Origin of the sequence: Yersinia massiliensis (assembly GCF_003048255.1) — a bacterium.
In the GTDB taxonomy this organism is placed as follows: domain Bacteria; phylum Pseudomonadota; class Gammaproteobacteria; order Enterobacterales; family Enterobacteriaceae; genus Yersinia; species Yersinia massiliensis_A.
The window spans coordinates 365,684-381,959 of the sequence record NZ_CP028487.1 but is presented as its reverse complement, the minus strand read 5'-3'; the positions used below and the strand labels follow the sequence as shown (position 1 = coordinate 381,959).

Genomic DNA, 16,276 nt, shown 5'->3' with positions numbered 1-16,276 from the left:
GCCCGCAAAATACGCTGAGTGATTCCTCAGCGTTAATTATGGTGTGTTCTATTATTTAAATATATTACTTCCATTATAATTTAATTACTATTTAGATATTAATATATTTTTGTAACTATAATTTCTTGGCTATTACCTATAGCAAACATAGAATTTTTATATGGTTTCCAAGGAAATATAATGAAAAACACCAATAATGACCTTAAATCTCATGACGATGATATTTCAAGCATTGTATTTTCTCGTAATGATAAAAGTTACAGATATCAGGATCCGAATGTTTCTATTGATACCTATATTCAGGCTCCTACTTACACACTTGATAATTGGAGTAAGATAAACCAAAGTGATATTATAAGTACGAATAATGCGGACCTTGATGGTATGAACTATGATTATCAGATCATAATTGAATTATCAGGCGAGTCAGAGATAGTCCGTGGCGATCAACGCCTGGCCAGCAAGCATCCAGATAAAACAGTTATCATGCAATATGATATCAATAGTGGTGAGTTAAAAACGGTTTATGGTGATCTGGATAAAATGCGGGGGGATAATGTTCGTTGGATATTAAGCTCTCATGGAAAAAATGAAGTTAATGGTAAAAATACACTTTTCTCTGATTATACCCCGGCGCAGTTGGCAGGGGGCTTAGCAAAATTAAGAGTAAAAAACACTCAACTCATTAACCCCAATAGAATTGTTCTGGCTGGATGTAATTTAGGCAGTGAATGGAGTGTTGATCATTACGGCCTAAATGCCGCTAGGCTATTATGGAATAAAGGATTTACAGCTTCTGTTCGGGCCTATACAGAAGACATTACTATTAGTGAAACTGGAGAGCGGCATACTTACGATAGAGGGCATATACAAAGACGAAAATATAAGTCTCATCGTGTTGACTACAGTAAAGAAAATAATCAGCCCATTATGGTCAATGGGGTAGCAGCAGTGCAGCTACTCATTAATGATATCAGTAATGATCGAATTAGCTTTGACGAAGCGGCAACAAGATATGTAGACATTATTGATTATTATCTTCCCTATAATGATAAAGAAACCTCGTTGGCACTGTTAAAAGAGATTGTTAATAATGACGATCGCTATGTGGAATTTAATGATTATGTTGATAAGACACTGGATGGGGAAATTACTGACACAGTAAAATTCACTGATTATATATTGAAAAGGGGTATCAAAGATCAAGGTAAAGTAATAAATAGTTGGGACATTCTTAATCCAGAGGTTATTTATAATAATAGTTTAGCGAAAACGTCTGACTTTAATTACGATTATCAAGTCATTGTTCAGTTATCTAATGATGATATCGTGAGAGGAAGTGTTGAATTAATTGCTAGTAAGCATCCAGATAAAACACTCATTATCCAGTACGATGTTAAGAGCCAAGAATCACGTATTGTGCATGGACATCCAGATAAATTACAGGGAAGCCGTGTAAGATTGTTATTAAGTGGGCATGGTGATGGTGAACAGCATCTATTAGAGACGTACTCCGCTGAGGAGATATATGCAGGTGTTGAGTTTCTGAAAAAATCCAGAAATATGGTTTCACCAGAAAGAGTCATATTACTTGCTTGTGAGTTGGGAATAAACCCAGAAGACGGGATACAAAAACATTTTGCTTTAGAGTATGCGGAATTAATGCAGAGGAATAAAGATAAAGCGTCCTTACGTGCTTATAGTCAAGAGGTCATTATTGATGATAATGGGCAGCGCCTTACACATGTCTATAACTCTACAGAAATTTCCAGTAAAAATACTCAACATCGGGTTGATTATCGTACTGCTTCTGATGGTCAGTTAATCATCAATGATATGCCCATCGCAACCTATATTCTTCTGGATATTGCCGCAGAGAAAATAACTGTGGTAGAAGCAGCTGAAAAATATAAAAAGCATTTGGCATATTACTTCGCTGATAGTGACGGTGAAATAAATACTAAGATGTTATCGCAGACGGCTAATGATCCCCTTAAATGGCAGCGGTTCAATGATCATATCATCGATAACCAAGAGAACATCGAACCACAGAAAGGTAATGCATGGTTTTCTGACGGCGATAATCGGTCACTGAGCTTAAAGAAGAAAATACACAACGTAGTGACCCTACATGATGATATTTCTCAACATTCCAATAATGTTAATAAGCTCAGTGAAACCTCCCAGCATGAGTTATCGTCGTCAAAAGACAAGATAACAAGCAGTGAATTAGCTTTGAGTGGCAACAGCAGATTGAGTAGAATGACCAACATGTTAGGGCAAGGTAGTCAGATGATTGCTTTTACCCGATTAGTCATATCGACATCGGTGATGCTAAAGAAATACAACTCACCAGAAACCACTGAAAACGAAAAGAAAGAAATTAATGAAGCGCTAGCATTAAGTTGGAGCGAATTCTCAGTTGATTTTGGTATAAATGTTATGCAGCCCTATTTTGAGAAGGGGGCGATATTTTTTGCCGAAAAAGTCCCCCTTACCAAAGGAATTAGCCAGATTCCTGCTCGTGCGGGAAGCCTTATTGCAAAAGCGGCCGGGCCGGTACTCAATATTGCTTCTGCTGGATTTGATATCTATAACATTGTTAAAATATATGGGCAGTTAGAAAAAGAGACTGATCCAGATAACGCGAAAAATCTTATCGTCAATGGCACACTCTCCGCATTAGGCGCGGGTGTGGGTATTTTAACGGCTGCTGCTTTAGCCGTAGGTTTTGCTGTCGCTGGGCCATTAGGCATTCTTGCAGGTATCGGTATCTCATTGGCCACCATGATTTATAATGCAGTTTCGACAATAGCAAAATTAAAAGAGCAAATTGATTTAACGCCTTGGGAGGAGTTTAAGAATGGTACGCGCTTAACCTTTGGCGCGGACTTGGAGGAGAATATTTCTACTCGGCTGGAAGAAAAACAGAAACGTCTCATGCATAAAAATCTGGATCAATATGCGCAGGACATAGCCAATAAGCGGCTAATCCCCTCAGGGGTAACTGAGTATTATTATGTTTATAACAAATATGGTGAAGTTAAAAAAATACAACATTATTATATCAATAAAAACAAAAAAGAATACCTTCTTAATATCATTAATTATAATGACGATAATTACTTTAAATTTAAAGATGAATTTATACATAAAGATACGCATCAAATAATATCTGATGATATTTATAGAAAGAGTTGGATAAAATGTAGTTACAAAGAGTATGAAGAGTATAGAGGAAATGAAAAATTTTCTGTTGAAAGGAGAGAGGATGATGTTTTTGATATCAGTGGTAATACTCACTCTGCCATTATCATTGATCATGAATATTTTGAAGATAAATATTCAGATAATTATGTAGAAAAGCAGGAAATTCTCATATTGGATAATGAGAGAGCAGAGCACTATGGGCATTTAATGCTTGGTTCCTCTACGAATAAGAAGGTTCATTATAATACCGGCATTGGCAACTCTTATGTCTTTGCTGATCGTCATACGCAAAATAGCTTTGATGTCACTCAAGGGAAAAAAACACTTGTGGGGGGGGATCTAGATGATATGTTCTATCTCTATGGCCATGAATTGCATGAAACCTACCAGCCAAGTCAACTTGATGGTCGAAAGGGCGAAGATACGCTTGCTATCATGGGAGTTAATCAGGAAGGAGTTATTGGTTATGACATTAATTTAATGGCAGGAACTGTTCACTATCATTATAAAGAAACATCTCAACCCAGTATAAATGCGGCAAGAGTGTTGATGAAAATCAAGAATATTGAGCATCTACACAGTGCTGAAGATACTGATGATATATTATCGGGTAATGATCAAGTTAATTTCCTCAATGGGATAGGGGGCTGGGATATATTAACAGGTCATGGCGGTAATGATATGCTATCACTGCAATCGGGTGAGGCATATGGCGGTTCTGGATCAGATAATTATAAGATTTTACAAAACAAACAGAATAAATCGGTTTCAGTCACCATATTCGAACAGCCAGGTGATGAAATCAGCCATGTTATATTTGATTACTCTTTGCAAAAGATAGATGATATTTATTTATCTGGGAGTGATGTTTGCATTACATTAAGAAATGAGAATAAAACACTGACTACCTTGATACTTAAGAATATTTATAGTGACAATCATGGTGATAAGAAAAGGAGCAATGACTTTATCTTTTACACCAAAGATGGGTTTATATTATCCCCCCAGTGGCAAACAGCTTTAGTCAATGAGGGTAGCCAGAGTGATGGCGCATTTAACCCAACTTTAACTGCTTATCGATTTTCAAATAAGTTATCTACTTTATCGGGAGGAGGTAATTCAATACAGAATACCTTTATCTCTAAGAAAAATAGCGTGAATATCGTCAAAATAGACAATACCAATGTTGCATTGAAACATTTTATTGATCCAATGTTGCTCGGACATGATTTCAGCTCAGATATATTGGAGGGTAGTTCACAAGATGATCTCTTTAGTCATTTAGGTGCAGGTGATAAGATATACGTGTCACAGGGAAATGATGGGTATATTATTGACACTATGGCGCTATCTGAGAATACTCAGCATGATACTCTAACGTTATCAAATAATGGGAAACATGACTGGACAACGGGCCAGGAACAGATCTTTTTCCTTAACGATATCAGCGGGGATGATCTACAGATAACCTTAAAAACATTGAATGGTGTGCAAGAGGCTATCATAAGCCACAAACACTTACCTGATGATTATCTAAAGATAACGCTTCCTGAGCCTGAAGATACTAATCTGATAGAAAACAAATTTTGGGTAGTTGATAAAGATAAAAAATACTTTGTTGTTAGATATAACTTTCTTGAAGCCGTTATTTCCCCCGAGTCCCTGCCTGAAATCATTGACCCTAGACATTTCACTTTATCGAATGATAATGATGTGACTCGGAAGTTAGATTCATCAGCAGATGAAGATTTCGACACAGTAGAGGATAAGGGGTTAGCCCCATTAATCGATGATGCAAAAGATATTGATCAGTTAATTAATGATTTGAGCGACATGGCAGCTCAAAAAAACCAGCACTCATCTCTCTCTAACTTTAATCCCCATTTTAGTTCGTCATATTTGCCTCCAGTGGTTGCTGCCCAGTAATCATCTCGGCATATCAGAGTGTGGCAATAAGCTATCTCGGACATAAGCTATAATAGTGGTGGCTATCAAGGCCGCCACTGTTCAGACAATCTTAGCGCATAACTGTACCCCTTCCCTTCATCGCCTCTGCACTAAAAAGCATCAATTTGTCTTTAATTGCGCCATTTAAGTGCATCACAGTCTGTCAGAAATTACCTACAAAGAGTTACCTCCTCGTAATTACCCAGTTGATCAATGAAATGCAACTCTGGCATCACATTTGCTAATACCAAACTGGCTACACGCCAACAGACAGCGACGGTGCAGTCACTGTGCACCACAAAATTAAAATAGGTTCAACTTTGCCTCACAGGACGCTTTCATGAAAAAAATGATGATTTCCACGCTGGTAGCCGCTGCTTCATTAGTGGCATTAGCGGGTCAGGCCCATGCGGGTACTACTTTGGATGCGGTGAAGAAAAAAGGTTTTGTGCAATGTGGTATCAGTGATGGCCTGCCGGGCTTCTCTTATGCCGATGCGAGTGGCAAATTTTCTGGCCTTGATGTCGACGTCTGCCGTGGTGTTGCTGCCGCCATTTTTGGTGATGCTGAGAAAGTAAAATATACCCCGCTGACGGCAAAAGAACGTTTCACGGCCCTGCAATCAGGCGAAGTGGATATTTTGTCCCGTAACACCACTTGGACCTCCTCTCGTGATGCAGGCATGGGAATGTTATTTACCGGCGTGAACTATTACGACGGTATCGGTTTCCTGACCCACAATAAAGCGGGTCTGAAAAGTGCTAAAGAGCTGGATGGTGCCACAGTCTGTATTCAGGCGGGGACTGACACTGAGTTGAACGTCGCCGACTACTTTAAAGCCAACAAAATGCAATATACGCCGGTGACTTTTGACCGCTCTGACGAAAGTGCTAAGGCGCTGGACTCTGGCCGCTGCGACACCTTGGCCTCTGACCAATCCCAACTGTATGCCTTGCGCATCAAGCTAGGTAAACCCGATGAATTTATCGTTTTACCTGAAGTGATTTCAAAAGAACCTTTGGGGCCAGTGGTACGCCGTGGCGATGAAGATTGGTTTGCTATCGTCCGCTGGACACTGTTTGCCATGCTGAACGCAGAAGAAATGGGCGTGACGTCGAAAAACGTTGAAGCACTGGCGGCTAAACCGACCACACCGGATATGGCTCACCTGTTAGGTCAGGAAGGCAATTACGGTAAAGATCTGAAAGTCCCTAACGACTGGGTGGTTAAAATCGTTAAACAAGTGGGTAACTACGGTGAAAGTTTTGACCGTAACGTCGGTCTGGGCAGTGAGCTGAAAATCAAACGTGGGCAAAATGCGTTGTGGAACAATGGTGGCCTCCAGTACGCACCACCGGTTCGCTAGTCACCAATGATGTCTTGATGACAAATGACGTCTCCGGCAGGCCAACCCTGCCGGCTGTATGACCCAGACCGAGGCCCACACTATGTCACAACGCCCAACCGTCAAAGGTGCCTTTTCGCTGACCAATCCAGCGGTGCGCGCCTGGCTGTATCAAATTATTGCGCTATTGATACTGATCGGATGCGGTGCGTACTTGATTCATAACACCATTACCAACCTGTCCACTCGGGGCATCACCTCCGGCTTTGCATTCTTAAACAACAGTGCCGGTTTCGGCATTGTTCAACATCTGATCGACTATGAGCAGGGCGATACTTATGGGCGCGTGTTTTTAGTCGGGCTATTGAATACCTTGCTGGTTTCCGTATTGTGTATTTTCTTTGCCTCGATACTGGGCTTCTTTCTTGGGTTGGCGCGGCTGTCGGACAACTGGTTATTACGCAAACTCTCCACCATCTATATCGAAACCTTCCGTAATATTCCGCCGCTACTGCAAATCTTCTTCTGGTATTTTGCGGTACTGCGTAATTTGCCGGGACCTCGGCAGAGTATGGATGCCTTCGGCATCGCCTTTTTGAGTAACCGTGGCCTCTATTTGCCATCGCCTGAATTAACGACCGGTTTTATACCCGCGCTGATTGCCGTGCTGTTTGCTGTTGCCGCCATCATCGCATTATCTCGCTATAACCATTTTCGCCAGTTACATACTGGTCAGTTCCACCGCACATGGCCGATAGGCTTGTTGTTGCTGATTGTTCTACCGGCATTGGCTCACGTCATCTATGGCCCCGCGCTACATTGGGATATTCCCGAATTACGTGGGTTTAACTTTAAAGGTGGATGGGTACTCATCCCTGAGCTGGCCGCCTTAACACTGGCGCTGTCTGTTTATACCTCCACGTTTATCGCTGAAGTGATTCGTTCAGGTATTCAGTCCGTTCCCTATGGTCAGCATGAGGCGGCCCGCTCACTGGCGCTACCTAATACCGTCACCTTGCGACAGGTTATTTTGCCGCAGGCGTTGCGGGTCATCATTCCCCCACTGACCAGCCAGTATCTGAATATCGTCAAAAACTCCTCATTGGCGGCCGCAATAGGCTACCCCGATATGGTGTCGTTGTTCGCCGGTACCGTGCTGAACCAAACTGGACAGGCAATAGAAACCATCGCCATCACGATGTCGGTCTATTTGGCTATCAGCCTATCCATTTCATTTTTAATGAATATCTACAACCGGCGCATAGCGCTGGTCGAGCGCTAAGGGGAGCGAATGACGATGACATTAACCCGCGAACCACCTAGCACTGTGCGGCCGGGGAACGCATTCAGCCGGATGGTCTTTTGGGCCAGAAAAAATCTCTTTTCCAGTTGGACCAACAGCTTGCTCACTCTGCTATGCCTATGGCTAATGTGGCAATTGATCCCACCACTGCTGAGCTGGGCCGTTTTTAACGCCAATTGGATAGGGACATCACGCACTGACTGCACCCGCGAAGGCGCCTGCTGGGTCTTTATTCATGCACGTTTTGGCCAGTTTATGTATGGCCTCTACCCCATCGAGCAACGCTGGCGCATCAATACCACGTTAGTCATTGGGTTGCTGACGATGGTCCCGTTGTTCTGGCGTGGCATGCCGCGCCGTGGCCGTTATCTGGTGGTCTGGATGGTGGCTTATCCGCTACTGGTCTGGATGATGCTCTATGGCGGTTTCTTTGGTCTAACTCGCGTGGAAACCCGCCAGTGGGGCGGCCTAACCCTGACGCTGATTATCGCCGCTGTCGGTATTGCTGGTGCACTGCCGCTCGGTATCTTACTGGCGCTGGCTCGCCGCTCCAGCATGCCAGTGGTACGTATTCTGTCGGTGGTGTTTATCGAGTTCTGGCGTGGGGTGCCGTTAATCACCGTGCTGTTTATGTCCTCGGTCATGCTACCGCTGTTTATGACCGAAGGCACCAGCATCGATAAGCTCATCCGCGCCTTGGTTGGGGTGGTGCTATTCCAATCGGCCTACGTGGCGGAAGTGGTACGCGGCGGCTTGCAAGCCTTACCCAAAGGTCAGACGGAAGCGGCGGAATCGCTCGGATTAGGTTATTGGAAAACCCAAGGGCTGGTTATCTTGCCACAAGCCCTGAAAATGGTAATCCCGGGACTGGTCAACACCATTATCGCCCTGTTTAAAGACACCAGTTTGGTGATCATCATTGGGTTGTTTGATTTGTTCAGCAGCGTGCAGCAAGCCACCGTTGACCCCGCTTGGCTAGGTATGTCTACCGAAGGCTACGTCTTCGCCGCCGCTGTTTATTGGATTTTCTGTTTCAGCATGTCGCGCTACAGCCAGCACTTGGAAAAGCGCTTTCACACCGGACGTTCCACACATTGAGGCATAACATGAGCGACAATCAGCCAACTCTTGGCGATAAAATGATGATTACGCTGGAAAACGTCAATAAGTGGTACGGGCAGTTCCACGTATTGAAGGATATTAATTTACATGTCCGCCCCGGCGAACGCATCGTGTTATGCGGCCCTTCTGGCTCGGGGAAATCTACCACCATCCGCTGCATCAACCATCTGGAAGAGCATCAGCAGGGGAAGATCATGGTGGATGGTATCGAGCTAAACGATGATTTACGTAACATTGAGCGGGTGCGGACAGAGGTTGGCATGGTGTTCCAGCACTTTAATTTGTTCCCACACTTAACCGTGATGCAGAACTGCACGCTGGCCCCGAGTTGGGTACGTAAAATGCCAAAAAAAGAAGCGGATGAATTGGCGATGCATTATCTGGAACGGGTCCGGATTGCCGAGCATGCTCATAAGTTCCCCGGCCAACTTTCCGGTGGGCAACAACAACGCGTAGCGATTGCCCGTTCCCTGTGCATGAAACCCAAAATCATGCTGTTCGATGAACCGACTTCAGCACTCGATCCGGAAATGGTCAAAGAGGTGCTGGATACCATGATCAGTCTGGCGCACGAAGGCATGACCATGCTGTGCGTTACCCACGAAATGGGGTTTGCACGTACCGTCGCTGATCGGGTGATTTTTATGGATCGCGGTGAAATCGTGGAGCAAGCACCACCGGCTGAATTCTTCTCTCAGCCAAAATCAGAGCGTACGCGGGCGTTTCTGGCACAAGTTATTCACTAAATTCATTACGTTGGGAGTTTTCATTGAGGATTTTCGGGTGAGGTTAACCTCACCCTTTTTTATTACCACAATACCCAGCCATTACCACAATAAGTGACCCATCAGTGGCGCGCCGATCACCGTGATAATACCGGCTAACATCATCACCAAGCTGGACACGACGCCCTCCTGCGATCCCATTTCATAGGCTTTCGCGGTCCCTGCACCGTGGGAGGATGCCCCCAGACCCGCGCCTTTTGCCAACCCACTGCGTACTGATAAGCGCAAGAAAAGTAAGTCTCCCACCGCCATACCAAACACCCCCGTAATCACCACAAATAGCGCCACTAAGTCAGGTTGCCCACCCAGCTGTTTAGCCGCTTCTAATGCAAAAGGTGTCGTGATCGAGCGCACGGCGAGACTGCGTTGTACCTCTTCGGATAGCGTTAAGAACTTCGCCAGCCATACCGAGCTGACCACTGCCACGGTGACCGCAGTGATCACCCCTGCACTGAGTGATAACCAGTGGCGGCGAATAATCGACAAATTCTCGTAAACAGGTACCGCAAACGCGATGGTAGCTGGCCCCAATAGCCACAGTAACCAATGTGTCTCGCCAATATAATCCTGATAAGAGATATGGGTGACCACCAGCAATAACACCAAAACCATTGGCGTCAGCACCAACGGCATCAGTAACAATGAACGATGGCGGCGATAGAGCTTTTTATTGGCAAAATAGAGTACCAATGTCGCCAGAAAACAGGCGATGCTGATCATGAGGTCATTCATGGCGATTAGATTTGCGGCGTTGCAGCCACACCTCAAAACGGTAGACGCGATCAACCACTAACCCCGTAGCGGCGAGGGTTAACGAGGTACTCACCGCGATCACCGCAAAAATCTTCCAGCCATCAACCCGAATTAACTGGGCATAATTCACCACTGCTACCACCGCTGGAACAAAAAACAGCAGCATTTCGGCTAATAGCCAGCGCGACCCCGCCTGAACCCATCGCACCGGCATGATACGCAGCATAATCATTGCCAACAGCAATATCATGCCCACGATATTGGCGGGCAAAGGCAGATGAAAGACCCTAACCAGCTGATCAGAAATGATAAATAGTCCTGCGTAGAGCGCGACCTGAACTAGCACCTGTAAACGCGTGATGACCGACGGCGCAAAACTGCGTAACGCCAATAACATGAGAAACCTCAGTGGGGAATTTTTGCTAGTGCTCAGTATAGGCCGCAGGCAACCTTGCAAAAAATGAATTAAAATCATCGTAATCATGCCTAAATGGCATACTTTGCATTCTCAGCGATAGCTCGCTGACTAACAGGAAAACCTGATGGATATCAGAACACTACGTTATTTCGTGGAAGTGGTGCGCCAACAGAGTTTCACGCGGGCGGCAGAAAAGCTTTTTGTCACCCAGCCCACTATCAGCAAAATGCTGCGTAATCTGGAAGAAGAACTTGAGTGCAGCTTGTTGATTCGCGAGGGCCGTCGTTTACATCTGACCGACAGTGGGGAGGCAGTTTATCAACGGGGATTAGCGATCCTCGACCAATTTCAGCAGTTGGAAGCCGAGCTAGAAGATATTGGTTCGTTAAAAAAGGGCAAGTTGCGTTTAGGCATTCCGCCCATGGTTGGCACACAAATGGCCGTCCTCATCAGTCAATTTCGTCAGCGTTATCCCGGCGTGGAACTGCAAATTTCAGAATTTGGTGGCTTAACGGTGCAACAAGCGGTGTTGTCCGGCGAATTGGATTTAGCCCTAACGGCCTTACCCGCCGGTGTAGATTTACCGCTGACCACATTGCCCCTGTTCAGCCATCCACTTTGTGTGGTGGTGCCACGCACGGCATTTTGGCTCAACCGTACCTCCATCAGTATTCCCGAATTAGCCGATCAATCGATTCTGATTTATAACGAGGATTTCGCGCTCTATCGCCAGTTAATGGATGCTTTCACGGCCGCTGGGTTTACGCCCAAAATCGCCGTTCGCAGCGGTCAGTGGGACTTTTTGGCTGCCATGGTACAAGCCAATATTGGGATCGCTATTTTGCCGGAACCCATTTGCCAGCGGCTGGATAAGAAGGCATTGCTATGGCTGCCCTTAACACCGCTGATGCCATGGCAGTTGGGATTGATTTGGCGACAAGGCAGCTATCTCTCTCACAGCGCACAAGCGTGGATCAGCCGATGCCGTGAATTTTGGCCTAATGGTTCATTGGTGGATGTAGGGGGAAGTAGAAGTAAATCCGGCGACTGAATAGCCGCCGGATTGAAAGAGGATTAGCCTGCTTTGTCGATCGAATTAACCTTCTTTCTCGATCAACAGCGCTTCCAACAAGTCTAAATCGTGCAGCAGCTTTTGCAGGGTTTCGTTACTGATTTTCTGCGTGGCGCGCAGGTGATACAGCTCACCACGTTCTGCCCGTAATGCTGTTAAGCGGAAACGCCGCTCCAGATTTTCGACAAATAAGGTGTTCTCGATTTCATCCTTACTGCCCGTGCGCCGCCGCAGATTACCGATCACCCGTGAACTGACCTCTTTGAGCAATTCTGGATCAATGTTTTCCTCACTGTTGGCCGCCAACCGCTCTTCCATTTTATTTAAGCTGACAATGGCCACTTCCGCCGCGGCCGCCCGCGCAAAACGAACCTCTTCACGGCTAACACTCTTATCGGCCATGACCACGCCACGCAGTAATGGTGGCAAGGCAATCACCCCAACAATGACCGATAACAAAATGACGCCGGTGGCGATAAACACTAATTGATAACGGGAGGGGAAAGCTGAACCATCGCTCAGGAATAACGGAATCGACAGCACACCCGCTAGCGTAATCGCCCCACGCACCCCAGCAAATGACGCAACCCACAACTCGCGCGTGGTGTATTTGTTAAATTCGAGTGGTCGCTTGCCCAGAAAACGCTTACTGATTCTTTTCATCGACCATAACCAGCCGAATCGCAGCACCAGCAATGCCCCATAAATGATGGCAACGTCAGCAAACAGATTCCACGTTTGGATAGTCGGATCAAGCTCTGCCTGCACAATCGAGGTTTCCAGAATCCCCGGCAATTGCAGACCCAACAGAATGAACACCATGCCGTTAAACACAAATTCCAGCATCGACCAGACGCTATCAGCACGTAACCGCATTGTCAGTGGGGCGTTACGAATCACGCCGGACTGGCTGATGGTCATCCCCGCCGCCACAGCAGCTAGGATACCGGAGACACCGATATGCTCGGCAATCAAGTAAGAAGCGAACGGTAATAGCAGCAGCAAGACAATTTGCGTTGCCGGATCATCGCCACTCCAGCGGCTCATCAAACGCAGCGATTTACTGTATAGCCAGGTGACCGCAACACCGGCCAACAAGCCACCAATAGCGACTTTCAGGAATTCCAATGTTGCGCCGGACACGGTAAACACCATGGTGCCCATGGCAACCGCAATGGCAAACTTCAGCGCCACCAGACCGGAGGCGTCATTCATCAATGCCTCCCCTTCCAGTACGCCCATAATCGATTTCGGTATACGCCCTTTACCCACAATGCCGGACAACGCCACCGCATCGGTTGGCGACAATACCGCCGCCAGTGCAAAGGCCGCCACCAGTGGGATCCCCGGCACCATCCAGTGGATCAGATAACCAATCCCCACCACAGTGACCAGTACCAACGCGAGTGCCAGTGCTAATATTTCTCGCCCATGATGAATAAATTCACGCGTCGGTGTTTTCCAGCCATCGGCAAAAAGCAGTGGCGGAATAAACAGCACCAAGAATAACTCGGGGTCAAAATCGACATGCAAACCAAAGTGAGGCCAAGCCAATAAGGCACCACAGACAATTTGCATCAGAGGGAGTGGGACTTGGAACGGTAACATTCGGGTGACAACGCCGGAGAGCGATACCACCAAAATCAGAATGAGGATTGTAAAAAAGATTTCCATGCTTTCCTTAGACTCAACTCAATACTGCTCAACATAAAACTTGCTTGTACTTACCCGTAGACAGGGCCAAAGCGCCGCTTTTGATAGTAGATCACTTTTTTATTCAGCGGGGAAAAACCTGTAACAGAACGCAGGAAAAAACAAAGAATGTGGGGTTAAAGTGAGATGGGAAATAGTATCGGGGGCAGAGAGCCCCCGATAAGCAAACTAATAACCATTTGTGTGGGCTTAAATTGCCCAGCCACCGGCATAGAATACCACCAGTGCCACGGCAATAATGACGGTACCCAAGTTCAGTTTACGCCATTCGCCGGAACAGATACGACCAATCACCAATGAACTGAAGCCCAGCATGATACCCGTCACGATATTGCAGGTCAGTACGATAAACACGGCGCACAGCAGGCCCGACATCGCATCTACAAAGTCGTCGAAATCCAGCTTGGACACGTTACTCAGCATCAGCAAGCCCACATACATCAACGCCGGTGCAGTGGCATAGGCTGGCACTAAATAGGACAGCGGTGAGAGGAACAGCATCAGCAGGAACAGCACACCGACCACGGTCGCTGTCAGGCCCGTTTTACCACCTGCCGCCGTACCTGCTGCGGATTCGATATAAACCGCCGCTGGCGCTGCGCCCACTAAGCCAGCAAAGATGCTGCTGACGGAGTCAGAGGTCAGTGCTTTACCGCCACTGATAATCTGGCCGTCTTTGTCCAGCAAGTTAGCTTGACCCGCAACCGCACGAATCGTACCCGTTGCATCAAACACCGCCGTCATCACCAAGGCCAAGACACTTGGCAATACCACAGGTTTCAACGCGCCCATAATGTCGAGACTGAAAATCAAAGAATTGCCGTTAGCATCCGCCAAGCTTGGCATCGCAAACAACCCTTGATACGTCACACTTGGGTCAAAGATCAGAGCAATAACCGAAATACCGATAATCACCAGCAAAATGCCGCCCGGCACTCGCAGTTTTTCTAAACCGAAAATCACCGCCAGACCCAATAACGTCATGATCACTGGGAAAGAGGTAAATGCGCCCAGCGCCACTGGCAAACCTTCGATAGGGTTTTTGATGACCAGACCGACACCGTTGGCTGCAATCAGCAGTAAGAACAGGCCGATACCGATACCGGTGCCATGCGCCACGCCCATAGGCAAGTTACGTAATATCCACGAACGGATACCGGTGACGGAGATAATGGTGAACAGTACCCCCATCAGGAATACCGCGCCCAATGCCACAGGAATACTAATTTGTTGGCCCAACACCAAGCTGAATGCGGTAAACGCGGTCAATGAGATGGCGCAACCAATAGCCATCGGTAAGTTGGCCCACAACCCCATCAGCAGAGAACCTAAGCCTGCAACCAAGCAGGTCGCCACAAATACGGCTGTTGGCGGGAAACCAGCTTTGCCCAACATGCTCGGCACCACGATAACCGAGTAGACCATGGCCAAAAAGGTCGTCAGACCGGCCAGCACTTCCTGGCGTACATTACTGCCACGTTCACTCATCTTGAAAAATGCATCAAGTGAACCTTTTGGCTTTGCTGCCGAGTTCGCTTGAGGATTGGTGCTAGACATGGTTATGTCCCCTGTGTGTCATTTTAAAGTAGTCAGCAAGCCAAGCGCCCATTCCATACGTAATCGTTTCCGTCCCTGCCGATTAACTCGTCAACTCACCCAACGCCAAGATGGCGGGGAAAATAGCAAACGATTAGCTGGAAGTACGCATGACTGAAATAAAATCGAGATTTAGGGCAGATGTTATTTAAGGCAAACGATTATCCAGCTATTTGCGGCGACTAATCAACATCAGATCGCGACATTTAATGCCTTTTTTAACATTAATTTGTCCAGAAGCATTAATTTGAGGTCGAACGGAAGTGTGAGCAGCCTCACACCTGTTAACCGTCCGCGACCTTTAGTGCTAAATCACGGGGGATCAGCGTTCCAAAGTGTAGGCACCGCCCTTCTCAATTGCCTGTTTATAAGCAGGGCGTTCATGAATTTGCGCTAAGAAATTTTGCAGTTTGGGGAAACCCTCAAGGCCGCCACGGCTGTTGATGGCTTCGATAGGGAAACTCATTTGGATATCTGCTGCACTGAAATCACTGCCAGCAAACCACTTATGTTGAGTGAGATGCTGCTCCAAATAATCGCGATGTGTGGCAATTTGCTTATTCAGGTAATTTTTCTGCACCCCATCACCCAGCGCTTTGGCGACCGGGCGAATAATCCAGGGTACGGGTGGCCCACCTAATCGACTAAAGATAAGTTTCATCACCAATAGAGGCATCAAAGAACCTTCGGCGTAGTGCATCCAGTAGCGAAACTGCTGCCGATCATAATGACCTGTAGGCTTAAACAGCCCCTGAGCATCATAAGCTTCTTGCAAATATTCGAGGATTGCCCCCGATTCCGCTAACGTCAGATCGCCATCGGTGATCACCGGTGATTTACCCAGCGGGTGCACTTTTTTCAATTCAGGCGGGGCCAACAAACTGCCGGCATCGCGCTGATAGCGCTTTAATTCATAGGGGACTTGTAACTCCTCCAACATCCACAAAATACGCTGTGAACGTGAATTATTTAAATGGTGAACAATGACCATAATCAAGCTCCTTATGATGGA

11 protein-coding genes are annotated in these 16,276 nt (G+C 46.4%); 6 read left to right on the top strand and 5 right to left on the bottom strand.

The features are described from left to right. Positions 1–180 precede the first annotated feature (180 nt). From DA391_RS01700 to DA391_RS01680, 5 genes are all read left to right on the top strand, one after another. On the top strand, positions 181–5,136 hold the full coding sequence (locus tag DA391_RS01700; RefSeq protein WP_108087286.1) for a C80 family cysteine peptidase: 4,956 nt from the start codon (positions 181–183) through the stop codon (positions 5,134–5,136). 361 nt (positions 5,137–5,497) lie between these two features. After that, positions 5,498–6,523 carry an amino acid ABC transporter substrate-binding protein gene (locus DA391_RS01695; RefSeq protein ID WP_019212354.1) on the top strand — a complete coding sequence of 342 codons (1,026 nt, stop codon included), beginning with the start codon at positions 5,498–5,500 and terminating at the stop codon, positions 6,521–6,523. Positions 6,524–6,605: 82 nt separating this feature from the next. Next, complete coding sequence (locus tag DA391_RS01690) at positions 6,606–7,784, top strand: amino acid ABC transporter permease (RefSeq protein WP_050082910.1); 1,179 nt, start codon at positions 6,606–6,608, stop codon at positions 7,782–7,784. Positions 7,785–7,799: 15 nt separating this feature from the next. Next, positions 7,800–8,903 (top strand): amino acid ABC transporter permease, encoded by a 1,104-nt coding sequence (locus tag DA391_RS01685; RefSeq protein WP_167398200.1) that lies wholly within the window; start codon positions 7,800–7,802, stop codon positions 8,901–8,903. Positions 8,904–8,911: 8 nt separating this feature from the next. Further along, positions 8,912–9,673: an amino acid ABC transporter ATP-binding protein gene (locus DA391_RS01680; RefSeq protein ID WP_050082912.1), complete on the top strand. Its 762-nt coding sequence runs from the start codon at positions 8,912–8,914 to the stop codon at positions 9,671–9,673. A gap of 81 nt (positions 9,674–9,754) precedes the next feature. Here DA391_RS01680 and DA391_RS01675 read toward each other — a convergent pair whose 3' ends face one another. Next, positions 9,755–10,444, bottom strand: coding sequence for an LrgB family protein (locus tag DA391_RS01675; protein WP_108087284.1), 690 nt, complete (start codon positions 10,442–10,444; stop codon positions 9,755–9,757). Continuing rightward, entirely contained in the window at positions 10,437–10,862 is a 426-nt protein-coding gene (locus DA391_RS01670; protein WP_108087283.1) for a CidA/LrgA family protein, read from the bottom strand. Before DA391_RS01670 ends, DA391_RS01675 begins: the two co-directional genes overlap by 8 nt. 145 nt (positions 10,863–11,007) lie before the next feature. Between DA391_RS01670 and DA391_RS01665 the strand changes: the two genes are divergently transcribed. Continuing rightward, on the top strand, positions 11,008–11,934 hold the full coding sequence (locus DA391_RS01665) for a LysR family transcriptional regulator (RefSeq protein WP_108087282.1): 927 nt from the start codon (positions 11,008–11,010) through the stop codon (positions 11,932–11,934). A 45-nt stretch (positions 11,935–11,979) separates the two neighbouring features. On the opposite strand, the gene DA391_RS01660 is transcribed toward DA391_RS01665, so the two are convergent. From DA391_RS01660 to DA391_RS01650, 3 genes are all read right to left on the bottom strand, one after another. Then, positions 11,980–13,629: a Na+/H+ antiporter gene (locus tag DA391_RS01660; protein ID WP_050082915.1), complete on the bottom strand. Its 1,650-nt coding sequence runs from the start codon at positions 13,627–13,629 to the stop codon at positions 11,980–11,982. Between the two features lie 228 nt (positions 13,630–13,857). Continuing rightward, complete coding sequence (locus DA391_RS01655) at positions 13,858–15,225, bottom strand: NCS2 family permease (protein WP_050082916.1); 1,368 nt, start codon at positions 15,223–15,225, stop codon at positions 13,858–13,860. Between the two features lie 361 nt (positions 15,226–15,586). After that, complete coding sequence (locus DA391_RS01650; protein ID WP_050082917.1) at positions 15,587–16,255, bottom strand: glutathione S-transferase family protein; 669 nt, start codon at positions 16,253–16,255, stop codon at positions 15,587–15,589. Between the last annotated feature and the right edge of the window lie 21 nt (positions 16,256–16,276).

Excerpts from the sequence above, each read along its gene's own strand:
- DA391_RS01700 (WP_108087286.1), top strand. The coding sequence starts at position 181 with ATGAAAAACACCAATAATGACCTTAAATCTCATGACGATGATATTTCA.
- DA391_RS01695 (WP_019212354.1), top strand. The coding sequence starts at position 5,498 with ATGAAAAAAATGATGATTTCCACGCTGGTAGCCGCTGCTTCATTAGTG.
- DA391_RS01690 (WP_050082910.1), top strand. The coding sequence starts at position 6,606 with ATGTCACAACGCCCAACCGTCAAAGGTGCCTTTTCGCTGACCAATCCA.
- DA391_RS01685 (WP_167398200.1), top strand. The coding sequence starts at position 7,800 with ATGACATTAACCCGCGAACCACCTAGCACTGTGCGGCCGGGGAACGCA.
- DA391_RS01680 (WP_050082912.1), top strand. The coding sequence starts at position 8,912 with ATGAGCGACAATCAGCCAACTCTTGGCGATAAAATGATGATTACGCTG.
- DA391_RS01675 (WP_108087284.1), bottom strand. The coding sequence starts at position 10,444 with ATGAATGACCTCATGATCAGCATCGCCTGTTTTCTGGCGACATTGGTA.
- DA391_RS01670 (WP_108087283.1), bottom strand. The coding sequence starts at position 10,862 with ATGTTATTGGCGTTACGCAGTTTTGCGCCGTCGGTCATCACGCGTTTA.
- DA391_RS01665 (WP_108087282.1), top strand. The coding sequence starts at position 11,008 with ATGGATATCAGAACACTACGTTATTTCGTGGAAGTGGTGCGCCAACAG.
- DA391_RS01660 (WP_050082915.1), bottom strand. The coding sequence starts at position 13,629 with ATGGAAATCTTTTTTACAATCCTCATTCTGATTTTGGTGGTATCGCTC.
- DA391_RS01655 (WP_050082916.1), bottom strand. The coding sequence starts at position 15,225 with ATGTCTAGCACCAATCCTCAAGCGAACTCGGCAGCAAAGCCAAAAGGT.
- DA391_RS01650 (WP_050082917.1), bottom strand. The coding sequence starts at position 16,255 with ATGGTCATTGTTCACCATTTAAATAATTCACGTTCACAGCGTATTTTG.